The sequence below is a fragment of the Stenotrophomonas sp. 22692 genome (genome assembly GCF_052045015.1).
In the GTDB taxonomy this organism is placed as follows: Bacteria; Pseudomonadota; Gammaproteobacteria; order Xanthomonadales; family Xanthomonadaceae; genus Stenotrophomonas; species Stenotrophomonas geniculata.
On the sequence record NZ_JBQEMR010000023.1, the window covers coordinates 1 to 24,157 of the forward strand.

Sequence of the window (24,157 nt, forward strand, 5' to 3'; positions counted from 1 at the left end):
GGCGCCATGGATGGCGCCATCGAGCCCCCATGGACGGGTTTACGGCGTGTCCTGCAAGCCCACACCGCCCCGCCATCCCAAGGAATGCCTGCTTTTGCTGTTGCTGTTGCCTTGGCTTGAAGCCTCTGCAGGTGCAGGGCCGCAGGCCCTGCCGAACCACCCTCACTCCGCGACGTGCTCGACCTGCCGTGGCTCCGGCTTGGTATCGGGCAGCTGCCAGAAGATCATCGTCGAAGTCAGCGTGATCGCGCCCACGCACAGGAACGTCGCATGCAGCGCCGCGGTCGCGCTGTTGCTGTCCAGGTGGTTGCCGAACGCGGCCAGCAGGCTGCCCGCAGCGGCGGCACCGAAACCAGCGGCGAGCATCATCACCATCGACAGCAGGCTGTTGCCGGAACTGGCGAATTCGCGGTCCAGGTCGCGAAGGGTCACGGTGTTCATCACGGTGAACTGCAGCGAATTGACCGCACCGAAGAACGCCAGCTGCAGCAGGCGCCACGCCAGGTGTTGGCCCGGTGTCATCAGGATGAAGCTGGCCATCGCCAGGCCGACCAGCACGGTGTTGACCATCAGCACGCGGCGGTAGCCGTAGCGCTCGACCAGCTTTACCGCCAGCTTCTTCGACACCATGCCGGCCGCTGCCACCGGCACCATCATCAGGCCGGCGTTCATCGGGCCCAGGCCCAGGCCGACCTGTAGCAGCAGCGGGATCAGCATCGGCATGGCGCTGCTGCCGATGCGCGAGAACAGGTTACCGAGGATACCGATGCGATAGCTGGGCACGCGGAACAGGGCCAGCGAGAACAAGGGAGCGGTGGAGTTGGCGGCGTGCAGCCAGTAGCCCACCAGCGCAGCCAGGCCGGCCACGGTCATCAGCATCACCAGCGCATGTGGCGTGCCGAGTCCAGAGATGCCGTCCAGCGCCAGTGACAGCACCACCATCGCGAAGGCCAGCATGATGTAGCCACGCAGGTCGAAGCGGGTGCGATGGCTGGCGTAGTGGTCGGGCATGATCTTCATCGCGGCGATGAAACCGATCACGCCGATCGGCAGGTTGATCAGGAACACCCAGTGCCACGAGGCGATCTCGACCAGCCAGCCACCCAGCGTGGGACCGATCAACGGGCCGACCAGCGCGGGGATGGCGATGAAGCTCATCGCACGCAGGAAATCCTCGCGCGGCACCGAACGCATCACCGCCAGGCGACCGACCGGCAGCAGCATCGCACCGCCGATGCCCTGCAGCACGCGCGCACCGACCAGCTGGTGCAGGTGCTGGGCCAGCGCGCAGGCCAGCGAGCCGAGGGTGAACAGGATGATCGCCACCAGGAAGGTGCGGCGGGTGCCGTAGCGGTCAGCGATCCAGCCGGAGGCGGGAATGAAGGTAGCCACCGCCAGCGCATAGCTGAACACCACCGACTGCATCTGCAGCGGGCTTTCGCCCAGGCTGGCGGCCATCGCCGGCAACGCCGTGTTGACGATGGTCGAGTCCAGCATCTGCATGAAGATCGCCAACGAAACCAACCACAGCAGGGGGCGCTGGCGGTTGTAGGTCGATGGCGATGTGGACATGGGGCGCGGCCGGTGCAGCGTGGGGGAGACCATGATCGCGCACTGCGGGTCACGGCGCGATCAACATCGCGCCGCAACCGCATGCGCAAGGTTCAGCGCTGGCTGTGCGCGTGCACCGCGTCGACCAGCACCTGCACGTGCGCCGGGTCCATGTCCGGCGACATGCCGTGGCCAAGATTGAACACATGGCCCTCGCGCGAACCACCGTTGCCCGCGGCATAGGTGTCGAGCACGCGTGCGGCAGCGGCGGCGATCGCATCCGGCGAGGCGTACAGCGTGGTCGGGTCGAGGTTGCCCTGCAGGGCAACGCGGCCACCGGTGCGGCGCATGGCCTCGTCCAGGTCCAGCGTCCAGTCCAGGCCCAGCGCATCGGCGCCGGTCTGCGACAGCGCTTCCAGATGCAGGCCGGTGCCCTTGCCGAACAGGATCAGCGGCGTGCGCTCGCTGCCTTCGCCACGCTCCAGGCCCTCGGCAATGCGCTGCAGGTAACGCAGCGAGAACTCGCGGTACATCGACGGCGACAGCACGCCACCCCAGGTGTCGAACACCTGCAGCGCCTGCGCACCAGCCGCACGCTGCGCGCCGAGGTAGGCGATCACCGCTTCAGTGGTGACCTCCAGCAGGCGGTGCAGGGCCTGGGGGTGGTTCAGCGCCATCGCCTTGATGCGCGCAAAGTCCTTGCTGCCGCCGCCTTCCACCATGTAGCAGGCCAGCGTCCACGGGCTGCCGGAGAAGCCGATCAACGGCACCTGGCCATCCAGTTCGCGGCGGATCAGGCGCACCGCGTCCATCACATAGCCCAGGTCCTGTTCCATGTCCGGCACGGCCAGCCTGGCGATGGCCGCTTCATCACGCACCGGGTGGCGGAACTTCGGGCCTTCGCCTTCGACGAAGTACAGCTCCAGGCCCATCGCGTCGGGAATGGTGAGGATGTCCGAGAACAGGATGGCCGCGTCCAAGGGGAAGCGGCGCAGCGGCTGCAGGGTGACCTCGCAGGCGATCTCCGGATTCTTGGCCATGGCCAGGAAGCTGCCGGCCTTGGCCCGGGTCGCGCGGTACTCCGGCAGGTAGCGGCCGGCCTGGCGCATCAGCCAGACGGGGGTGCAGTCCACCGGTTCGCGGCGCAGGGCGCGCAGCAGGCGATCATTGCGGAGAGGGCTGGTCACGATGGGCATTCCTTGGACGAAAGTTGGCAGCGGCGTCAGTCGCCGTGCGAAAGGATCTGGAAGCCGCGATGCAGTTCGGCATCGCGGGCCTTCTCGAAAGCATGGCGGGCTTCGTCGGCCTGCAGGAACAGCTCGCGCCGCAGCTGCGAGCGGGCACCGACGCGGCCGCTTTCGCGCAGCAGTTCCCAGCCGCCGAACAGATCCGGCTGCAGGCTCAGGCGCAGGAAGCGCGGTGCCTGCGCACCGGCGTCGGGATGTTGCAGGTAGACGTGCATGGCGCCGATTGTATCGCCCCGGGGCGGCACGGACCTGTAGAGCCGAGCCCACGCTCGGCTGCGCTTCATGCCGCAGCACAATCCGTCAGCGCCGGGCCATGCCCGGCGAACGCGGAAAGGTCAGCCCGCGCCCAGCACCTTCAGCACCGCCGCCTCATCCACGTCCGGCACCACCTCGGCACGGCCCATGCCGCGCCACAGCACCAGGCGCAGGCGGCCGGCCACGTTCTTCTTGTCCAGCCGCATGCGGCCCAGCAGGGCCTGCGGGTCGAGCCCGGCAGGGATCGCCACCGGCAGCTGCAGCTTTTCCAGCAGCGCCTGCAGGCGCACGCGGTCGGCATCCTCGGCCAGGCACAGGTCGGTGGACAGCTTCGCCGCCAGCACCATGCCCACGGCCACGGCCTCGCCATGGTTCAGTGCATCGCGGCCCGGGGCCGAATAGCCCTGTTCGGTCTCGATGGCATGGCCGAAGGTATGGCCGAGGTTGAGCAGGGCGCGCTCGCCCTTCTCGAACGGATCGCGCTCGACGATGGCGGCCTTGTGCCGGCAGCTGCGCGCGATGGCTTCGGAAAGCACGTTGTCTTCACCGGCGATCAGCGCATCGGCATGCTGCTGCAGCCATTCGAAGAACATGGCATCGCCCAGCGCGCCGTACTTCACCACTTCGGCCAGGCCGGCACGCAGTTCGCGCGGCGGCAGCGTAGCCAGCACGCGGGTATCGGCAATGACCGCGCGCGGCGGATGGAAGGCGCCGACCAGGTTCTTGCCGGCCGGAATGTCGACCGCGGTCTTGCCGCCCACCGACGAATCGACCATCGCCAACAGGGTGGTCGGCAGCTGCACGCAGTCCACGCCGCGCATCCAGCAGGCGGCTGCAAAACCGGCGAGATCACCGACCACGCCGCCGCCGAGGGCGAACACGCAGGCGTCGCGGGTGGCGCCAAGCGCGGCCAGTGCTTCGATCGCACGGCCGAACTCGGCCAGGGTCTTGGAGGCTTCGCCTGCGGCCAGCACGTGCTCGCCGACGATCAGGTCGGGGCGTGCGGCCAACAGCGTCTGCTTCACGGCGTCCAGATAGCGTGGGGCCACTTCGCTGTCACTGAGCAGCAGCACGTGGCGGCCGCGAACATGCGAGGCCAGCGCAGCGCCGTCGGCCTGGGCACCGGGGCCGATGGTGATGGTGTAAGGGCGGTCGCCGCCAACGGCGACCTGCAGCAGGGCGGGGGAAGTCATGCGGTCAGGTCCTGGCGCTGCCATTGCGTGGCCAGCTTGACCACCAGGTGGGCGGTCGCGTCGGCAGCGGTATACGGGTCGGTATCGAGGGTGAGGTCGGCCAGTTCGCGGTACAGCGGGTCGCGGTGTGCGGCCAGATCGTGCAGCACCTGCTCGCGGTCCGGGCGCTGCAGCAGCGGCCGGCCCTTGTCGCGGGCCAGGCGTTCCAGCTGCGCGGCCACGCTGACCCTCAGGTAGACCACGAAGCCGCGCTGGGCGATCAGTGCACGATTGCCAGGATCCAGCACCGCGCCGCCACCGGTGGAGACCAGCTGGCCGCGGCCTTCCAGCACGCGCGCAAGCGCCTCGCGTTCATGGCTGCGGAAGCCGGCTTCGCCGGAGTGCTCGAAGATGGTCGGGATGCTGGCGCCGGCGGCATCGACGATGGCCTGGTCGACGTCGACGAAGTCCAGCGTGAAGCGCTCGGCCAGGCGGCGGCCGATGCAGGTTTTGCCGGCGCCCATCGGGCCGATCAGGATCAGGTTCGGAGCAGGATTCATGCTCTCTGATGCTAACACCTCCGTGCCCTGGCCTTTACGTTCTTCACGTCAGGGTAGGCGTTCCTGCGGGATCTCCCGCGCCAGTCGGAGTACAGGCCATGACGGTCGCCAAGGTCATCGAAATCACCGCCTCCTCGCCGAAAAGCGTGGAGGACGCCGTGCGCAGCGGGCTGAATAAGGTCTCCGAGACGGTCAAGGGCATCCAGGGCGCCTGGGTGAACGAGACCAAGGTGGTCACCAATGGCAGTGGCGAGATCACCGAATGGCGGGTCAACCTGCGGGTGACCTTCCTGGTGGAATAGGCGCGCTCAGCGCACGTCCTGCACCTGTCGCTGGCCGTCCAGCACCACCACGTGGTCGGCCAGGGCGGGCAGGGCACGCAGCGCCTGGCGGCTGACCCGCTCGTAATACTGCACGAAGCGCTCCAGCTGTGGCCGGCTCATGCCGTGCCGGCCCGGCTGCGCGGCCTGCAGGTTCTGCTCCTGCTGCCAGCGCCAGCGTGGTACCACCGAGAAATCCGGTGGCTGCAGGAACCACAGGCGGTCGCAGCGCTGCCACAGCGCAGGATAGTCGCGGGCCAGCGCCTGGTTGCACCAGCGCCGCCAGCGGCCATCGGCGTCGGCCTCCCGTTCCAGCGCGTTCAACGGGCTGTCCAGCGCGTCGTCATCCTGCGCAGGCGTGCCCAGGAACCAGCCTTCGAACACCAGCAGGTCCAGCGGTTGTTGCAGCTGCGGCCATTGCGCTTCGGGCAGGCGTTCATCGGCCAGCTTGTCGAAGCGCGGCATCGCGAAGGGCTGGCGTGCGGCCACTGCATCCAGTACCGCGTGGGCCAGCGGCAGGTCATGGGTGCCAGGCGGGCCGCGGGTGATCAGCAGTGGGTGCACCTGGCGGGCCAGCCGTTGGCGCTGTGCGCGGGTCAGGTAGACATCATCGATCGACAGCGTGGCTGCGTTCAGGCCGCGTGCCTGGGCGCGGGCCACCACCTGCGCGGCCAGCGTCGATTTGCCGCTCCCCTGCAGGCCGCTGATCGCCAATACTGGAACTGCTGCGCCGCTGCCCAGCGCATCGTCCAGCACCTGTTCGGCCAATGTTTCGGGGAATCCTTTCACCTGGGGCATATACGCAGCAGCGGCCATGCAGCCACAATAGCCCAATCCGTGTGAGAAGAACGCAATCATGAGCGACCTGTACGCCGAAGCCCTGTCCACGTTTGCCGGCCTGTTTGAAGAGGCCAAACAGAGCCGCGAGGTCGAGCCGAACGCGATGACCGTGGCCACTGCCGATACGCACGGCCGTCCCTCGGCACGTACCGTGCTGCTGAAGGCGTTCGATGAGCGTGGCTTTGTCTTCTACACCCATCTGGACAGCCACAAGGGCCAGGAACTCCATGCCAACCCGCAGGCGGCGCTGTTGTTCCTGTGGCGTAGCCTGCGCGAGGCCGGCATCCAGGTGCGCATCGAGGGGCGCGTGGAGCAGGTGGCCGACGCCGAAGCCGATGCCTATTTCGCCAGCCGTCCGCGGATGAGCCAGATCGGCGCCTGGGCCTCGCAGCAGTCGAAGACGCTGGCAACGCGTGAGGAATTCGATGCGCGCGTGGCCGAGGTCGAGGCCCGCTTCGAGGGCAAGGACGTGCCGCGCCCGGAGGGCTGGAGCGGCCTGCGCGTGGTGCCCGACCGCATCGAGTTCTGGTACGGCGCGCAGTTCCGCCTGCACGAACGCTGGTGCTATGAAGCCGGTGCCGAAGGGCGCTGGAGCAAGCGCCTGCTGTATCCGTAAGTCGGGGCGGTGCCGGCTCTACAGGCCCTCCGCGCGCAGCCACCGCCACAGCGTGGTGCGTGATACGCCCAGCGCCTGCGCCATGCCCTCGCGGTCATTGCGGTGTTCCTGCAGCATTGCTTCCAGCTGCGCACGCGGCGGGCGCTTGCCGTTGCTTTCCAGTGGCAGTTCCGTCGCGCCTTCGCTTGTCAGCTCGGGTGCAAGCTGCAGCAGTCGCGCGGCATCAATAGACCCTTCAGCCGGCTGCCAGTGGATGCGCAGGCGATCCACCAGATTGCGTAGTTCGCGCACGTTGCCGGGCCACTCGGCCGTGGTCAGCACCGCCAGTGCATCCTCATCCAGTGGCGCGTCGATGCCGCGCAGCTGGCGGAAGAAGTGCTGTGCCAGCAGCGGAATGTCCCCGCGCCGGGCACGCAGCGAGGGCAGGGCAATGCGCAGCGCTGCCAGGCGGTAATACAGGTCGCGGCGGAAGCTGCCGGTCGCCGCGCGCTGCTCCAGCGATTGCAGGGTGGCGGCCACCACGCGCAGGTCGACCGGCGTCGGTTCGGTGGCGCCCACGCGCAGCACTTCACGTTCTTCCAACACCCGCAGCAGGCGGGTCTGCAACGGCAGCGGCAGCTCGCCGATCTCATCCAGGAACAAGGTGCCCCCGTCTGCGGCTTCAACCAGGCCGACGCGTCCGCCGCGACGTGCGCCGGTGAAGGCACCATCGCTGTAGCCGAACAGTTCTGCCTCCAGCAGCGATTCGCTGATCGCACCGCAGTTCAGCGCGACGAAACGCCCACGACGACCACTTACGGCGTGCAGCTGGCGCGCGACCAGTTCCTTGCCGGTGCCGGTTTCGCCACTGACCAGCACGGTGCTGTCGTGCGGTGCATAGAGCGCAATCTGTGCGCGTACCTGTGCCATCGCATCGCTGTCGCCGAGCAGTTCATGCGCGTCGCCACGTACTGCCGGGCGCCGGCGTGGGGTGGATCGGTTGCCACTGGAGCGGGCCAGCGTCTGGGTCAGTTCCAGCGCATGCTCGAACGCCTGCCGCACCGAGTCGGCCGAGTACAGCAGCACGCCAGGCAGGCCGGCCTGTTCGGCGTGGTCGATGGCCATGCCGGTGCCGACGATCACTTCGATGCCATTGGCGCGCAGGTCGGCAATGCAGTCGCGCGCATCCTCGCGGGTGACGAAACGGCGATGCTCGATATCCAGGCCGAAACTCTGCTGGAAGTTGCTGAACACCGGTACGTCGCTGGCGTGGGTGACCAGGCCGATGCGGCTGGCGATCCGTCGTGCCCGGGCCAGCGCCTCCATCAGATCGAAGCCGTTGGCCTGGATCGGCACCAGCGGCAGCTCCAGCCGGCTGCGCAGCCAGGCGGCATTGGAGCCACCGGCGATCACCACGTCGCAATGCTCACGGCGCAGGCGCTGCCCGATCACATCCACCGCTTCCTCGAAGCCGAGGTTGATCTGTTCGATACGCGCGCGGCGGTCGAACTCCGGAATGACGTCGCCGAGCAGGCCGGTCAGCCGCGAGACGCTGACGGTCCAGATCACCGGACGGCCGGGATCGGCATCGGTGTGGCGCAGGGGCGAGCGGGGCAGGTACATGGTGGCTCGGACCGGGAAGGGTGTTTCATGATACATCTGTTTCAGTGTTTCATATGTTTCACTGATGCGGGGCAGTCATCCCCGTGAAATCAAGCGCTTGCAGGTTGGCATGGTGTTTGCGCCTACACACACGATCTCCAACCTGGATTGCCGCATGACCGCTTCCACTCCTTTCTCCGCCGGTGCCCGCTTCCGTGAGGCGCTGGCTGCCGAATCGCCGTTGCAGGTGATCGGCGCGATCAACGCCAACCACGCCCTGCTGGCCAAGCGCGCCGGCTTCCGCGCCATCTATCTGTCCGGTGGCGGTGTGGCCGCCGGCTCGCTGGGCCTGCCGGATCTGGGCATCAACACCCTGGAAGACGTGCTGGTGGACGTGCGCCGCATCACCGATGTCTGCGACCTGCCGCTGATGGTCGACATCGACACCGGCTTCGGCCCGAGTGCGTTCAACATCGCACGCACCGTGAAGTCGCTGATCAAGGCCGGCGCGGCCGCCTGCCACATCGAGGACCAGGTCGGCGCCAAGCGCTGCGGTCACCGTCCGGGCAAGGAGATCGTGTCGCAGGGTGAAATGGTCGACCGCGTGAAGGCGGCCGCCGATGCCAAGACCGATCCGGACTTCTTCCTGATCGCGCGCACCGACGCCATCCAGGTGGACGGCGTGGACAAGGCCATCGAACGTGCCATCGCCTGTGTCGAGGCCGGTGCCGACGGCATCTTCGCCGAGGCCGCCTACGATCTGGATACCTACCGCCGCTTCGTCGATGCGGTGAAGGTGCCGGTGCTGGCCAACATCACCGAGTTCGGCGCTACCCCGCTGTTCAGCCGCGACGAACTGGCTTCGGCCGGTGTTGCCATCCAGCTGTTCCCGCTGTCTGCCTTCCGCGCCGCCAACAAGGCCGCCGAGAACGTCTACCAGGCGGTGCGCCGCGATGGCCACCAGCGCAACGTGGTGGAGACCATGCAGACCCGCGAAGAACTCTACGACCGCATCGGCTACCACGCGTTCGAGCAGCAGCTCGATGCACTGTTCGCCGCCAAGAAATAAGCAGTACCCTGCACCATCAAGTTTTCGGAGGGAAACATGAACGATACGACCGCAACCCCGACCTTCAAGCCGAAGAAGTCCGTCGCCCTGTCCGGCACCGCTGCCGGCAACACCGCGCTGTGCAGCGTGGGCCGCAGTGGCAACGACCTGCACTACCGTGGCTACGACATCCTGGACCTGGCCAACACCAGCGAGTTCGAGGAAATCGCCTACCTGCTGGTGCACGGCAAGCTGCCGACCCGCGCCGAGCTGGTTTCCTACAAGGCCAAGCTGAAGTCGCTGCGTGGCATTCCGGCCGCGGTGAAGGCCGCGCTGGAAGAGCTGCCGCCGTCGGCGCACCCGATGGACGTGATGCGCACCGGCGTGTCCGTGCTTGGCTGCGTGGCACCGGAGAAGGACGATCACAACCACCCCGGCGCGCGCGACATCGCCGACAAGCTGATGGCCTGCCTCGGTTCGATGCTGCTGTACTGGTACCACTGGAGCCATAACGGCCGCGCCATCGATGTGGAAACCGATGACGACTCGATCGGTGGCCACTTCCTGCACCTGCTGCACGGCGAGAAGCCGCAGGAGTCGTGGGTGAAGGCGATGCATACCTCGCTGATCCTGTATGCGGAACACGAGTTCAACGCCTCGACCTTCACCTGCCGTGTCATCGCCGGTACCGGCAGTGACATGTACAGCGCGATCTGTGGTGGCATTGGTGCCCTGCGCGGTCCGAAGCACGGTGGCGCCAACGAAGTGGCGTTCGAAGTGCAGAAGCGCTACGACACCCCCGATGAGGCCGAGGAAGACATCAAGGCCCGCGTCGAGCGCAAGGAAGTGGTGATCGGTTTCGGCCACCCGGTCTACACCGTCTCCGATCCGCGCAACAAGGTGATCAAGGACGTGGCCCGCGAGCTGTCCGAAGAACAGTCCAGCATGAAGATGTACGACATCGCCGAGCGCCTGGAATCGGTGATGTGGGACATCAAGAAGATGTTCCCGAACCTGGACTGGTTCAGCGCCGTCAGCTACCACATGATGGGCGTGCCGACTGCGATGTTCACCCCGCTGTTCGTGATCGCCCGCACCGCCGGCTGGAGCGCGCACATCGTCGAGCAGCGCATCGACGGCAAGATCATCCGCCCGAGCGCCAACTACATCGGTCCGGAAGACCGCGACTTCGTCGCCATCGACAAGCGCGTCTGATCCACCTGCTGTACCCATCCGGCCGGCCGCGTGCCGGCCGGATGCTTTCGCCGCCGCACCGCCGGCACCCGGCCCGCCTCAAGCACTCCGCCAGCCCATGAATACCGATTACCGCAAGAACCTCCCCGGCAGCGCGCTGGACTATTTCGACGCGCGTGCCGCTGTCGATGCGATCCAGCCCGGCGCCTACGCCACCCTGCCGTACACCTCGCGCGTGCTGGCCGAGAACCTGGTGCGCCGCTGCGATCCGGCCACGCTCAGCGATTCGCTGAAGCAGCTGATCGAGCGCCGTCGCGACCTCGATTTCCCGTGGTTCCCGGCGCGCGTGGTGTGCCACGACATCCTCGGCCAGACCGCACTGGTCGATCTGGCCGGGTTGCGCGATGCGATCGCCGACAAGGGCGGCGACCCGGCCAAGGTCAATCCGGTGGTGCCGGTGCAGCTGATCGTCGATCACTCGCTGGCGGTGGAGTGTGGCGGTTTCGATCCGCAGGCGTTCGAGAAGAACCGCGCGATCGAAGATCGTCGCAATGAAGACCGTTTCCACTTCATCGACTGGACCAAACTGGCCTTCGAGAACGTGGACGTGATTCCGCCGGGCAACGGCATCATGCACCAGATCAACCTGGAGAAGATGTCGCCGGTGGTCTACGTGCAGGACGGCGTGGCCTTCCCGGATACCTGCGTGGGCACCGACAGCCACACCCCGCACGTGGATGCACTGGGCGTGATCGCAATTGGTGTTGGCGGCCTGGAAGCAGAGAACGTGATGCTGGGCCGCGCGTCGTGGATGCGCCTGCCCGACACCGTCGGTGTCGAACTGAGTGGCCGCCCGCAGCCGGGCATCACCGCCACCGACGTGGTGCTGGCCCTGACCGAGTTCCTGCGCAAGGAGCGCGTGGTCGGAGCCTGGCTTGAATTCTTCGGCGAGGGTGCTGCGGCACTGACCATCGGTGACCGCGCCACCATCTCCAACATGTGCCCCGAATACGGTGCCACCGCCGCGATGTTCTACATCGACGCACAGACCACCGATTACCTGCGCCTGACCGGTCGCGAGGAATCGCAGGTGGCGCTGGTGGAAAACTATGCACGCACCACAGGCCTGTGGGCCGACGACCTGGCCACCGCGCAGTACGAGCGCGTGCTGCGCTTCGACCTGTCCAGCGTGGTGCGCAACATGGCGGGCCCGTCCAACCCGCACAAGCGCGTCGCCACTTCAGAGCTGGCCGAGCGCGGCATCGCCGACGAGGCCAAGCTGGCAGCGGGCAAGGCCGAGCAGGCGCAGGGCCTGATGCCGGATGGCGCGGTGATCATCGCCGCCATCACCAGCTGCACCAACACCTCCAACCCGCGCAACGTGATCGCCGCCGCACTGCTGGCGCGCAAGGCCAATGAACGTGGCCTGCTCCGCAAGCCGTGGGTGAAGTCCTCGTTGGCGCCCGGCTCGAAGGCGGTGCAGCTGTACCTGGAAGAGGCCGGCCTGCTGCCGGACCTGGAAAAGCTGGGCTTCGGCATCGTCGCCTTCGCCTGCACCACCTGCAACGGCATGAGCGGCGCGCTCGATCCGGCCATCCAGCAGGAGATCATCGACCGGGACCTGTACGCCACGGCCGTGCTGTCGGGCAACCGCAACTTCGATGGCCGCATCCACCCGTATGCGAAGCAGGCTTTCCTGGCGTCGCCGCCGCTGGTGATCGCCTATGCCATCGCCGGCACCGTCCGCTTTGATATCGAGAAGGGCGTGCTGGGCGTGGACGCCGATGGCAACGAGGTGCGCCTGAAGGACATCTGGCCGAGCGATGCCGAGATCGACGCGGTGGTGAAGGCCTCGGTGAAGCCCGAGCAGTTCCGCAAGGTCTACAACCCGATGTTCAACGTGCGCGTGGAGAACGGTGCCGCGGTCAGCCCGCTGTACGACTGGCGCCCGCAGAGCACCTACATCCGCCGTCCGCCGTACTGGGAGGGCGCACTGGCCGGTGAGCGCACGCTGGCCGGCATGCGCGCGCTGGCGGTGCTGCCGGACAACATCACCACTGACCACCTGTCGCCGTCCAACGCGATCCTGGCCTCCAGCGCCGCCGGCGAGTACCTGGCGAAGATGGGCCTGCCGGAAGAGGACTTCAATTCCTATGCCACGCATCGCGGTGATCACCTGACTGCGCAGCGCGCCACCTTCGCCAATCCGAAGCTGTTCAACGAGATGGTGCGCAACGACGATGGCAGCGTGAAGCAGGGTTCGCTGGCGCGCGTGGAGCCGGAGGGTAAGGTGATGCGTATGTGGGAAGCGATCGAGACCTACATGGAGCGCAAGCAGCCGCTCATCATCATTGCCGGTGCCGACTACGGCCAGGGCAGCTCGCGCGACTGGGCCGCCAAGGGCGTTCGCCTGGCCGGCGTGGAAGCGATCGTGGCCGAGGGCTTCGAACGCATCCACCGTACCAACCTGATCGGCATGGGCGTGCTGCCGCTGGAGTTCAAGCCGGGGACCACCCGCCTGACCCTGGGCATCGATGGCACCGAGACCTTCGACGTGGTGGGCGAGCGCACCCCGCGCGCCGACCTGACCCTGGTCATCCACCGCCGCGACGGCCAGGACCTGATCGTGCCGGTCACCTGCCGCCTGGACAGCGACGAGGAAGTGGCGATCTACGAGGCGGGTGGCGTGCTGCAGCGCTTTGCCCAGGATTTCCTGGAAGGCGCCAAGGTGGCGTGATACCGGCCTGAATGCCTGCCCCCGGAGTCCGGGGGCGGGCTTGTCCGACACCTGGGCAGGGCGCACACTGACTTGGCAAAAACTGCCAATGGAGAGTCTCATGGCCACCATGAACATTTCGCTGACCGACCCGCTCAAGCAGTTCGTGGACGAGGAAGTGCGTGAAGGCGGCTATTCCAGTACGTCGGACTACGTGCGTGACCTGATCCGCCAGCGCCAGCGCAGCAAGGCCGAAGAACTGCTCAAGCAGCTGATTGCCGAGGGGCTGGCTTCTGGGCCTGGCGTCCCGGTGACGGCCGACACATTCGAGCGCATGCGTCGTGAACTGACCGAAAGGATGGAGCGTGAAGGCGATTGAATGGCGACCCAGGGCCGAAGCCGACGCAGCCGATGCCGCGCTGTGGTTCGCACGGCAGGGTGGGCTGATACTGGGTCGGCGCTTTCTCGCCGAGTTGGAGGCCACGCTTCAACGCATCGCGGTATTTCCAGGCTCGGGTTCCACCCGGCACGCCGACCTCGCAGCACAGCTGCCGGTGCCGTTGCGGTTCATGCTGGTTCCGAGCTTCGAACGGTACCTCGTCTATTACCTCGATCTACCGGACCGCGTGGACATCATGCGTGTGTGGTGCGTTGATCGTGGTCTTGACGCACTGATGCAAGACATTTCCTGAAATTCAAACGCGTGGATTCGACGATGACCTTCCTCCCGCAACTCCGTATTCCCGCCACCTACATGCGTGGCGGCACCAGCAAGGGGGTGTTCTTCCGCCTGCAGGACCTGCCCGACGCCGCGCAGGTGCCGGGCGCCGCACGCGATGCGCTGCTGATGCGCGTGATCGGCTCGCCCGATCCGTATGGCAAGCAGACCGATGGCATGGGCGGCGCCACCTCCAGCACCAGCAAGTGCGTGATCATCTCCACCGCCTCGGTGCCGGACCACGACGTGGACTATCTGTACGGCCAGGTCTCGATCGACACCGCCTTCGTCGACTGGAGCGGCAATTGCGGCAACCTCAGCACTGCGGTCGGCCCGTTCGCGATCGCCAACGGGCTGATCGATCCCGCCCGCGTGCCGCGCGATGGCCTGTGCACCGTGCGCATCTGGCAGGCCAACATCGGCAAGACCATCATCGCCCACGTGCCGATGCGCGATGGCGAAGTGCAGGAAATCGGCGATTTCGAACTGGATGGCGTGACCTTCCCGGCCGCCGAGATCCAGCTCGAATTCATCGATCCGTCCGATGACGGCGATGCGGGCGCGATGTTCCCGACCGGCAATCTCGTCGATACCCTGGAGGTGCCCGGCGTGGGCAGCTTTGAGGTGACCATGATCACTGCCGGCATCCCGACCATCTTCCTCAACGCCGCCGACCTGGGCTACACCGGCGCCGAGCTGCAGCCGGCGATCAACGAAGACAAGGGAGCACTGGAGCGCTTCGAGAAGATCCGCGCCTACGGCGCCTTGCGCATGGGTCTGATCAAGAACCTGGAAGACGCGGCGACCCGCCAGCACACGCCGAAGGTAGCCTTCGTGGCACCGGCGCAGGACTACGTGTCGTCCAGCGGCAAGGCCATCCCGGCCTCGGCCATCGACCTGCACGCGCGTGCGTTGTCGATGGGCAAGCTGCACCACGCGATGATGGGCACTGCCGCCGTGGCGATCGGTACCGCGGCGGCGATTCCGGGCACCCTGGTCAATCGCGCCGCCGGTGGCGGCGAACGTGAGGCGGTGACCTTCGGCCATCCCTCGGGCACGTTGCGCGTGGGTGCGCAGGCTGGTCTCGTTGACGGCCAGTGGACAGTGACCAAGGCCATCATGAGCCGCAGCGCCCGTGTGCTGATGGACGGCAAGGTGCGGGTGCCGGCCGAATAGTGCTCTGGTAGATGCCAGCCTTGGTTGGCATGGTGCACGGGCAACCGTGCACCGCAACGAGGAGATCGACGATGTCCGACAACCACACCCCATCCAACGAGCGTGCAGCGTGGGATGCACTGCTGGTGGATATCGTCGATTATGTGCGCGATGCCCGCATCGACTCACCGCTGGCGTTCCAGACCGCGCATCACTGCCTGCTTGATACGCTGGGCTGCGGCCTGGAAGCGCTGTCCTTCCCGGCCTGCAGCAAACTGCTCGGTCCACTGGTGCCGGGCATCAGCGTGGTCGACGGCGCGCGCGTACCGGGCACGCACTACGTGCTGGACCCGGTGCAGGCCGCCTTCAACATCGGCGCAATGGTGCGCTGGCTCGATTTCAACGACACTTGGCTGGCCGCCGAATGGGGCCATCCATCGGACAACCTGGGCGGCATCCTTGCCGTCCTTGACTGGCTGGGGCGCAACGCGCAGGCCCTGCGTCGTCCGCCGCCGACCGTGCACGACGTGCTGCTTGCGATGATCAAGGCGCACGAGATCCAGGGCGTGCTGGCGCTGCAGAATTCCTTCAACCGCGTCGGGCTGGACCATGTGGTGCTGGTCAAGGTGGCCACCACCGCGGTGGTCTCGCAGCTGCTCGGGCTGGATCGCGAACGCATGCTCAATGCAGTGTCGCTGGCCTGGATAGATGGCCAGGCGCTGCGAACCTACCGTCACGCGCCCAATACCGGCTCGCGCAAGAGCTGGGCCGCTGGCGATGCGACCAGTCGTGGCGTGCGTCTGGCGCTGATGGCAGCCAGCGGCGAGATGGGCTATCCCAGCGTATTGAGTGCACCGACATGGGGTTTCGAGGCCGTATCCATGCACGGTCAGGCACTGACACTGGGGCGACCGCTGGGCAGCTATGTGATGGAGAACGTGCTGTTCAAGATCAGCTACCCGGCCGAGTTCCACGGCCAGACTGCAGTGGAGGCGGCGGTCACGCTGCACCAGCAGCTGCGCGCGATGGAACGGCGGGTCGAGGACATCGCGCACATCGCCATCCGCACCCAGGAAGCCTGCATCCGTATCATCGACAAGCAGGGGCCGTTGCATAACCCGGCCGACCGCGATCACTGCGTGCAGTACATGGTCGCCATCGCGTTGCTGCACGGGCGGTTGGTGGCCGAGGATTACGAGGACGACGTTGCCGCCGATCCGCGCATTGATGCGCTGCGCGCGAAGATGGCCTGCCATGAAGACCCGCAGTTGAGCGCGGATTATCTGGATCCGGACAAGCGCAGCATCGCCAACGGCCTGAGCGTGCGCTTTACCGACGGCAGCGAGCTGCCCGAGGTACTGGTGGAATACCCGCTCGGCCACGCCCGGCGCCGCGAGGAAGGCATTCCGCTGCTGATGGACAAGTTCCGCCGGCACCTGGCCCATCGCTTCCCGACCGCCCAGCAGCAGCGCATCTGGGCCGCTTCACTGGACCCGGTGACGCTGGCGGCGATGCCGGTGACCGACTACGTGGACCTGTACCTGCCGGGGTGAGGCCGCTCTGGTAGATGCCAACCTTGGTTGGCATGGGGGGCGCCAACCAAGGTTGACGGCTACCGGGTCCCGGGCGGGACCGGGTTTCCGACCGCCGGGGCGTCAACACCTTGACGCGGCCTGCCTATAATGGCCACCTCGATCAAGGAGTGACGACATGAGCGGTCCGGCACGGCGGAAGCGGTGGGGATGGGCGGCGGCGGTACTGGCAGGAGGCCTGTTGCTGGGTCTGGCCGGCTGCCGCAACGACAGCGGGCAGCTGCCCAAGGCCAGCGGTGAAGCCATCACCACCAAGGCCGAGCAGGTGAAGGAGTTCACCCTGCTGCGTGCCTACCCGGACCAGAAGAATGACGGCTTGTCGCTGGCGCTGGAGTTCTCGCGCCCGCTCGTCGGCACCCAGGATTTCGACAAACTGGTGCGCTTCGAGGAAAAGGTCGGCACCGACGACAGCAGCTGGACGCTGTCCGATGACGGCCTGACCCTGCGTTACCCGTTCGTCGAGGCCGGCAAGGAGTTCAGCCTGGTGGTCTCGCCGGACCTGCTGGCCGCCGATGGCAGCCGCCTGGGCAAGGAACTGAAGCAGAAGGTGTTCAGCGGCGAGCTGAAGCCGGTGGTCGGCTTCGCTTCGCAGGGCAGCGTGCTGCCGGCCAAGGACAGCCGTGGCCTGCCGGTGGTGTCGGTGAACGTGCCGGAGGTCGACGTCGAGTTCCTGCGCGTGCGCGAGAAGGACCTGCCGACCTTCTTCAGCCAGTACCAGCGCGGAGGCCGCCGTGGCAGCTGGGAGCTGAGCAGCGACTACGAGCGCAGCCCGATCAACAAGCTGGCCGAGCCGGTCTACGTCAACCGCTTCATCCTGGGTGGCAAGCAGAACGAGCGGGTGCTGACCTACCTGCCGACCCAGGACATCAAGGAACTGCAGGAGCCGGGCCTGTACTTCGCCCTGCTCAAGCGCACCGGTGACTACGAGGGCGAGTTCGATACCGCGTTCTTCTCGGTCAGCGACATCGGCCTGCATACCCGCGCCTACAAGGACAAGCTGTTCGTGCACACCGCCGGCCTCAAGGACGGCGCACCGCTGAAGGGCATCGACCTGCGGGTTCTCGATGCCAAGGGCGAGGTGGTGCTGAAGGGCAGCACCGACGGCAACGGCAATGCGCTGCTGAACTACACGCTGGATGCCACCCACGTGCTGGTCGCCAGCACTGGCAAGGACACCAGCTTCCTGCCGTTCAACCAGCCGGCGCTGGACCTGAGCGAATTCGCCGTGGCCGGCCGTGACAATGCCTGGTTCGACGTCTACGCCTGGTCCGGCCGCGACCTGTACCGCCCGGGCGAGACCGTGCGCCTGTCCGCGCTGCTGCGTGACAACGATGGCAAGCCGGTCAAGGCGCAACCGGTGTTCCTGCGACTGAAGCAGCCCGACGGCAAGACGTTCCGCGAGACCCGCCTGCAGCCGGGTGACCAGGGCTACATCAATTTCGAGCAGGTGATCCCCGCCGAGGCGCCGACCGGGCGCTGGCAGGTCGAGTTCCGCACCGACCCGGCCAGCAAGGAGGCGATCCAGGGCATGACCCTGCGCATCGAGGAGTTCCTGCCCGAGCGCATGAAGCTGGACCTGGACAGCGCGCAGAAGACGCTGAAGCCGGGTGAGGACCTGCGCCTGCAGGCCAATGGTGCCTACCTGTATGGTGCGCCGGCCGATGGCAACCGCTTCACCGCGCGCATGGCAGTGGCGGCCGAGCAGCAGCCGGTGGAGGGCCTGCCGGGCTACTTCTTCGGTGACCCGACCCTGCAGCTGCCGCGCGAAGCCAAGGACGTGATCGACACCACGCTGCCGGCCAACGGCCAGCTGCGCGAGGATGTGGCATTGCCGGAGGAGGCGACCAAGGCCAAGGCACCGATTGCAGTGGTGCTGTCCGGCAGCCTGTACGAGACCGGCGGCCGTACCGTCACCCGCACCTTGAAGCGGGTGATGTGGCCGGCCAATGCGCTGGTGGGCGTGCGCCCGCTGTTCAATCCCGAAGACGGTGCCGATGCCAACGGCAATGCGCGCTTCGAGCTGATGCGCGTGGATGCAGCGGGCAAGCCGCAGCCGGCCAAGGGCCTGAAGATCACCCTGGTGCGCGAACTGCGCGACTACCACTGGACCTTCAACGACAACCGCTGGGACTACGACTTCACCCGCCGTTTCGAGAACAAGGAAACGCGCACCGTCGATGCCGGCGGCAGCGCGGTGGCCTTTGATTTCCCGGTGGAGTGGGGCGAGTACCGGGTGGACGTGTTCGATCCGTCCACCGGCCTGACCAGCCGCTATCCGTTCCGTGCGGGCTGGAGCTGGGGTGATGACAACCGCGGCCTGGACGCGCGCCCTGACAAGATCAAGCTGGGCCTGGACAAGACCGGCTACAAGGCAGGCGACACGCTCGAGGTGACGGTGACCCCGCCGCACGCCGGCAAGGGCATCCTGATGGTCGAGACCGACCGCATGCTGTACGTGCAGGGCATCGACGCCAAGCCGGGGTCGACCTTCAAGATTCCGGTTACCGCCGACTGGGAACGCCACGACGTGTACATCACCGCGCTGGTGTTCCGTGGCGGCAGTGCGCCGAGCAAGATCACCCCGGCCCGTGCTGTGGGGGTGGTGCACGTTCCGATGGACCGCAAGGGCCGCACCGTGGCGGTTGGCCTGGCTGCGCCCAAGCAGATGCGGCCGGAGCAGGACCTGCCGGTGACGGTCAGTGCACCGCAGCTGGCGGGCAAGATGGCGCACGTCACCGTCTCGGCGGTGGATGTAGGCATCCTCAACATCACCCGCTTCCCGGTGCCCGACGCCGGCGCGCACTTCTTCGCCCAGCGTCGCCTCGGCATCGATGCCTACGACATCTACAGCCGGGTGATCGAGAGCTTCGATGGCGGCAGCGGCAAGCTGAAGTTTGGTGGCGACATGGCGCTGCAGGCGCTGCCGCAGGCCAAGCGCCCGACCGCACGCGTGCAGACCGTGGACCTGTTCTCCGGCCCGGTGCAGCTGGATGCCAAGGGCATCGCCCGCATCCGCCTGAAGGTGCCGGACTTCAACGGCACCCTGCGCGTATCGGCGCTGGTCTACAGCGATGACCAGTACGGCAAGCGCGATGTGGAGACCGTGGTGCGCGCGCCGATCCTGGCCGAAGCCAGCATGCCGCGCGTCCTGGCCCCGGGCGACCGCAGCACCGTGACCCTGGACGTGCAGAACTTCACCGGCAAGCCGGGGCAGTTCAACGTGAAGGTGGAAAGCGAGGGCCCGTTGAACCTGGGTGAGGGCAGCCGCAGCGTGCAGTTGAATGCCGATGCCAAGACCACGCTGAGTTTCCCGCTGTCCGCGCGTGAGGGCCACAGCGTAGCCAAGGTGCGGGTGCGGGTGGACGGCAACGGATTCAAGGCCGACCGCCGCTACGAGCTGCCGGTGCGTGCGGCGTGGCCGCAGGTGCTGCGCTCGCAGGTACGCACGCTGGATCCACTGGCCGCGGTCAGCCTCGACAACAGCCTGACCGACGGCCTGATGGCCGAGTCGGTGAACGCGCGCCTGCTGGTCAGCCCGCTGCCGCCAATCCCGTTCGCCAGTGCCCTGCAGGGCGCGTTGAACTACCCGTACGGCTGCGCCGAGCAGACCACCAGCAAGGGCTACGCCGCACTGATCCTGGACCAGGCGACGTCGTCGATGCTCGGGGCTGACGGGTTGGATGCCAAGACCCGCCGCGAGCGCATGGAAGGCGCGTTCGGTCGCCTGGCGTCGATGCAGGTGGCCAACGGCAACTTCTCGATGTGGGGTGACGACGGCTACGTGAACCCGTGGCTGACCCCGTACATCACCGAGTTCCTGCTCGATGCCAAGGACGCCGGCTTCGCGGTGCCCGACAACGTACTGCAGAAGGCACTCAACCGCCTCAGTGAGGACCTGCTGTCCGGTGGCAATCAGTTCTACGGCCAGGATGACCGCGAGAAGCTGAAGTTCGCCAACCAGGCGTATTCGGGCTATGTGCTGGCCCGGGTCAACCGGGCGCCGCTGGGTACCCTGCGCACGCTGTACGACAACGAGCGCAGCAAGGCGGTCGGTGGCCTGTCGCTGGTCCACCTGGGCGTGGCGCTGTCACTGCAGGGTGATGCCAAGCGTGGCCAGGCGGCACTGGCGGCGGCGTTCGCCAAGTCCAGCAGCGAGCGCCCGTCGTACTTCGGCGACTACGGCAGCGCGATCCGCGATGACGCACTGATGATCGCGCTGACGCACGAGAACAAGCTGGCCAAGCCCGCCTGGGACGCACGTGCGGTCGATCTCGGCCGTGGCCTGGATGCCCGCCGCAATGCCGGCTGGATGTGGCTGAGCACCCAGGAGCAGGTGGCGATCGCCCGCCTCGGCAAGGCCCTGGCCGCCAACCAGAAGGCGCTGGTGGCCGGTGAGTTGGTGATCGGTGGCAGCACCGAGGCGATCAGTGAGCGCAAGCTGTTCGGCCGCAACTTCACCGGCAGCGAACTGGCCAGCGGCGTGCGCTTCACCCCGCAGGGCCAGCCGCCGATGTTCGCCAGCATCGACGTGGCCGGCATCCCGCGCAGCGCGCCGGCACCGGACAACAGCGTGCTGGGTGTTGAACGCAGCTACTTCGGCACCGATGGCAAGCCGTGGACGCCGCGCCCGCTGAAGGAAGGTGAAGCGCTGATCGTGCGCGTCACCGTCACTGCCGACACCACGATGCCCGATGCACTGCTGACCGACCTGCTGCCGGCCGGCCTGGAGATCGAGAACTTCAACCTCGGTGATGCCAAGCAGTGGGCCGACGTGGTGGTCGATGGCATCACCATCAGCGACCGCAGTGAAGCGGCCGATACCAAGCACGAAGAGTTCCGCGACGACCGGTACGTGGCCGCGCTGAAGCTGTCGCGTGGCAGCAAGGCCAACGTGTTCTACCTGGTACGCGCGGTGACCCCGGGAACCTACTCGGTGCCGCCGCCGCTGGTGGAGGACATGTACCGGCCGCAGCTGCGCGGCGTCGGCCGCAGCAACCCGACCACGATCACGGTGGTACAGCCGTGACCGCGCGGACGGGCCGCGACGGCGCGGCCCGTCCTGATGGCAATTCGCAATGAATGACGCAATGAAGACCCGGCTGGCGGCCCTGCGCCGCCGGCTGCGGCCGCTGTGGCCGTGGTTGCGCTGGGGCACGGCCGCCTCGCTGGCGCTGCTGCTGGTGCTGGACTTCGCTTTCCCGCCGCCGCTGCCGAAGCAGCGTGATACCAGCACCCTGGTGGTGGCCGCCGACGGCACGCCGCTGCGTGCCTTTGCCGATGCCGAGGGCGTGTGGCGCTATCCGGCTTCGATCGACAGCGTCTCGCCGCTGTACCTGCAGGCGTTGCTGACCTACGAAGACCGCTGGTTCTGGCGCCATCCGGGCATCAACCCGCTGGCGATCCTGCGTGCCAGCGGCCAGTTGCTGCGCGGCGGCCGCATCGTGTCCGGTGGCTCGACCCTGACCATGCAGGTTGCCCGCATCCTCGACCCGCATACGCGCACGCCCTGGGGAAAGCTCAAGCAGATGCTGCGCGCGGTGCAGCTGGAAGTGCACCTGAGCAAGCGGCAGATCCTGGCCCTGTACCTGGAGCGCGCGCCGTACGGCGGCACCATCGAGGGCGTGGAAGCGGCCAGCTGGGCCTACCTGGGCAAGCCGGCGGCGCAGCTGTCGCATGCCGAGGCCGCGTTGCTGGCGGTGCTGCCGCAGGCGCCAAGCCGGCTGCGCCCGGACCGCCATCCGGAAGCGGCGCAGAAGGCGCGCGACAAGGTGCTGTCACGCATGGCCGAACTGGGTGCGTGGACGCCGGAGGAAGTGGAGGACGCGCGCATCGAGAACGTGGTGGCGCGCTCGCTGCGGCCGCCGCTGCATGCGGCACTGCTGGCGCAGCGGCTGCATTCAGCGCAGCCGGGCAAAGCGCGCATCCAGAGCAGCATTGATATCGGCCTGCAGCGCACGCTGGAAGAGCGCGTGGCCAGCTACTTCTCGACGCTGCCCGAACGCACCTCGGCCGCCCTGCTGGTGGTCGACAACCAGACCCTGCAGGCACGTGCCTATGTGGGCACGCTGGCGTTCGGTGACCGCCAGCGGCTGGGGCACGTGGACATGGTGCAGGCCTGGCGCTCGCCGGGGTCCACGCTCAAGCCGTTCCTGTATGCGATGGCACTGGATGACGGCCTGATCCATTCGGAAAGCCTGCTGGTGGATGCGCCGCAGAGTTTCGGCAGTTACCGCCCCGGCAACTTCGACATGGCCTTCAACGGACCGATCGGCGCTTCCAGTGCATTGCGCCTGTCGCTCAACGTACCCTCGGTAGATCTGCTGCAACGGGTCGGTGCTGCGCGTTTCGCCGCTCGCCTGTCGCACTCCGGCATCCAGCTGCGTTTCCCGCCGGGCAGCACGCCTAATCTGTCGCTGATCCTGGGCGGCACCGGCGCGCGGTTGGAAGACCTGGTCGGCGCGTTCGCCGCGCTCAACCGCAATGGCATCGCCGGGCGCGTGCGTTACACCGACGATGAGCCAATGATCGAGCGGCGCCTCGCTTCGCCCGGCGCAAGCTGGATCGTCCGCGAGATGCTGGAATCGAATCCGCGGCCGGGCTATGGCGTCGGGACGTTCGATGTCGGTGGCCGCCCGCGTGTGGCGTGGAAGACCGGCACCAGTTACGGGTACCGCGATGCGTGGGCCATCGGCAGTACCCGTCACTACACAGTGGGCGTGTGGGTGGGGCGACCAGACGGCACGCCGTTGCCGGGCCAGTATGGTGCGGTTACCGCACTGCCGCTGATGTTCGAAGTGGTGGACAGCCTGCCGCGCCAGCGTGGCGATTCCGCTGCTGCGCCAATGCCGGCCAGTGTCAGCCAGGAAGACATCTGCTGGCCGACCGGCGAACGTGCCGAGGGACTGCCAGCTGCGCTCTGCCAGCGCAGGATGCAGGCCTACCTGCTGGACGGTGCAGCACCACCGACCTTCCCCGAGCGCGAGGCGCGGCGCTGGCAGCCGGGGCGGCAGCGCTACCTGGCCGATGCGCGGACCGGTCTGCGTGTCTCCGCTGATTGCCGTTTGCCGCATGAGGAAGTCGCGCGTGAGATCGCTCGCTGGCCGGCGCTGTTGTCGCCGTGGTTGTCCAAGGCCACGCGCGAGGCCTCGCAATTGCCAGCGCTATCGCCTGACTGCCGCGACGATGGGCGTGAGGCCAGTGTCGCGTTGCACATCGATGGCCTCAATGATGGCGCAGCACTGGCGCGTGCACCCAACGCCGAACATGGCGTACGCCTGCAGCTGCGCGCGCTGGGCAGCGAGCAGGCGGTGGACTGGTTGCTGGATGGACGCTGGATTGCGCAGACCCACGGCGCGCAGTTGATGCAGCGCGAGTTCGCCGATCCGGGAGCACACACCCTGACCGCGCTGGCGGCAGATGGCGCGTGGACCCAGGTACGGTTCAACGTCCTCCGGTAGGTGCCAACCTTGGTTGGCACTTCCCGTATGACTGCCACGCTGTTGTAGAGCCGAGCCCATGCTCGGCTGCTCCTTCGACGTGCATGCAGCGGTAAGCCGAGCATGGGCTCGGCTCTACAACACCGTAGATGGCCG

18 protein-coding genes are annotated in these 24,157 nt (G+C 67.2%); 11 read left to right on the forward strand and 7 right to left on the reverse strand.

The window, feature by feature from the left end; genetic code table 11:
- Positions 1–162 precede the first annotated feature (162 nt).
- The 5 genes from mdtD to ACTJJM_RS14920 all read right to left on the reverse strand — a co-directional run bounded on the left by mdtD (position 163) and on the right by ACTJJM_RS14920 (position 4,785).
- Positions 163–1,572 (reverse strand): multidrug transporter subunit MdtD, encoded by a 1,410-nt coding sequence (gene mdtD / locus ACTJJM_RS14900; protein WP_010482759.1) that lies wholly within the window; start codon positions 1,570–1,572, stop codon positions 163–165.
- Between the two features lie 92 nt (positions 1,573–1,664).
- Entirely contained in the window at positions 1,665–2,747 is a 1,083-nt protein-coding gene (gene hemE, locus ACTJJM_RS14905; RefSeq protein WP_019336385.1) for a uroporphyrinogen decarboxylase, read from the reverse strand.
- A gap of 26 nt (positions 2,748–2,773) precedes the next feature.
- Complete coding sequence (locus ACTJJM_RS14910; RefSeq protein WP_019336384.1) at positions 2,774–3,013, reverse strand: WGR domain-containing protein; 240 nt, start codon at positions 3,011–3,013, stop codon at positions 2,774–2,776.
- Between the two features lie 120 nt (positions 3,014–3,133).
- Positions 3,134–4,246 (reverse strand): 3-dehydroquinate synthase, encoded by a 1,113-nt coding sequence (aroB, locus tag ACTJJM_RS14915; RefSeq protein WP_440865787.1) that lies wholly within the window; start codon positions 4,244–4,246, stop codon positions 3,134–3,136.
- Positions 4,243–4,785 carry a shikimate kinase gene (locus tag ACTJJM_RS14920; RefSeq protein ID WP_010482764.1) on the reverse strand — a complete coding sequence of 181 codons (543 nt, stop codon included), beginning with the start codon at positions 4,783–4,785 and terminating at the stop codon, positions 4,243–4,245. The genes aroB and ACTJJM_RS14920 overlap by 4 nt, the downstream gene beginning before the upstream one ends.
- 98 nt (positions 4,786–4,883) lie before the next feature.
- Here ACTJJM_RS14920 and ACTJJM_RS14925 point away from each other — a divergent pair, with 98 nt between their 5' ends.
- Positions 4,884–5,087 (forward strand): dodecin family protein, encoded by a 204-nt coding sequence (locus ACTJJM_RS14925; protein WP_440865788.1) that lies wholly within the window; start codon positions 4,884–4,886, stop codon positions 5,085–5,087.
- A 6-nt stretch (positions 5,088–5,093) separates the two neighbouring features.
- Here ACTJJM_RS14925 and ACTJJM_RS14930 read toward each other — a convergent pair whose 3' ends face one another.
- Positions 5,094–5,921: a kinase gene (locus ACTJJM_RS14930; protein ID WP_043399110.1), complete on the reverse strand. Its 828-nt coding sequence runs from the start codon at positions 5,919–5,921 to the stop codon at positions 5,094–5,096.
- Between the two features lie 40 nt (positions 5,922–5,961).
- On the opposite strand from ACTJJM_RS14930, the gene pdxH reads away from it, so the two are divergent.
- Positions 5,962–6,561, forward strand: a complete 600-nt coding sequence (gene pdxH, locus ACTJJM_RS14935) for a pyridoxamine 5'-phosphate oxidase (RefSeq protein ID WP_057502748.1) — start codon at positions 5,962–5,964, stop codon at positions 6,559–6,561.
- An 18-nt stretch (positions 6,562–6,579) separates the two neighbouring features.
- Here pdxH and prpR read toward each other — a convergent pair whose 3' ends face one another.
- Complete coding sequence (gene prpR / locus ACTJJM_RS14940) at positions 6,580–8,163, reverse strand: propionate catabolism operon regulatory protein PrpR (protein ID WP_317216441.1); 1,584 nt, start codon at positions 8,161–8,163, stop codon at positions 6,580–6,582.
- A gap of 154 nt (positions 8,164–8,317) precedes the next feature.
- Here prpR and prpB point away from each other — a divergent pair, with 154 nt between their 5' ends.
- The 9 genes from prpB to pbpC all read left to right on the forward strand — a co-directional run bounded on the left by prpB (position 8,318) and on the right by pbpC (position 24,022).
- Positions 8,318–9,211 (forward strand): methylisocitrate lyase, encoded by an 894-nt coding sequence (prpB, locus tag ACTJJM_RS14945; RefSeq protein WP_010482769.1) that lies wholly within the window; start codon positions 8,318–8,320, stop codon positions 9,209–9,211.
- Between the two features lie 36 nt (positions 9,212–9,247).
- Positions 9,248–10,405 (forward strand): bifunctional 2-methylcitrate synthase/citrate synthase, encoded by a 1,158-nt coding sequence (gene prpC / locus ACTJJM_RS14950; RefSeq protein WP_010482770.1) that lies wholly within the window; start codon positions 9,248–9,250, stop codon positions 10,403–10,405.
- A gap of 97 nt (positions 10,406–10,502) precedes the next feature.
- Positions 10,503–13,121 carry a Fe/S-dependent 2-methylisocitrate dehydratase AcnD gene (acnD, locus tag ACTJJM_RS14955; protein ID WP_440865789.1) on the forward strand — a complete coding sequence of 873 codons (2,619 nt, stop codon included), beginning with the start codon at positions 10,503–10,505 and terminating at the stop codon, positions 13,119–13,121.
- A gap of 100 nt (positions 13,122–13,221) precedes the next feature.
- A complete protein-coding gene (locus tag ACTJJM_RS14960; protein ID WP_019338677.1) occupies positions 13,222–13,479 on the forward strand; it encodes a type II toxin-antitoxin system ParD family antitoxin in 258 nt (85 codons plus the stop codon).
- A complete protein-coding gene (locus tag ACTJJM_RS14965; protein ID WP_126560726.1) occupies positions 13,466–13,792 on the forward strand; it encodes a type II toxin-antitoxin system RelE/ParE family toxin in 327 nt (108 codons plus the stop codon). The genes ACTJJM_RS14960 and ACTJJM_RS14965 overlap by 14 nt, the downstream gene beginning before the upstream one ends.
- 23 nt (positions 13,793–13,815) lie before the next feature.
- The gene (gene prpF / locus ACTJJM_RS14970; protein ID WP_440865790.1) at positions 13,816–14,994 is read left to right on the forward strand and encodes a 2-methylaconitate cis-trans isomerase PrpF; all 1,179 of its coding nucleotides are present in this window, start codon (positions 13,816–13,818) and stop codon (positions 14,992–14,994) included.
- Between the two features lie 71 nt (positions 14,995–15,065).
- On the forward strand, positions 15,066–16,526 hold the full coding sequence (locus tag ACTJJM_RS14975) for a bifunctional 2-methylcitrate dehydratase/aconitate hydratase (protein WP_019338674.1): 1,461 nt from the start codon (positions 15,066–15,068) through the stop codon (positions 16,524–16,526).
- 157 nt (positions 16,527–16,683) lie between these two features.
- On the forward strand, positions 16,684–21,591 hold the full coding sequence (locus tag ACTJJM_RS14980) for an alpha-2-macroglobulin family protein (RefSeq protein WP_440865791.1): 4,908 nt from the start codon (positions 16,684–16,686) through the stop codon (positions 21,589–21,591).
- Between the two features lie 49 nt (positions 21,592–21,640).
- Entirely contained in the window at positions 21,641–24,022 is a 2,382-nt protein-coding gene (gene pbpC, locus ACTJJM_RS14985; RefSeq protein ID WP_227199746.1) for a penicillin-binding protein 1C, read from the forward strand.
- Positions 24,023–24,157: the final 135 nt, after the last annotated feature.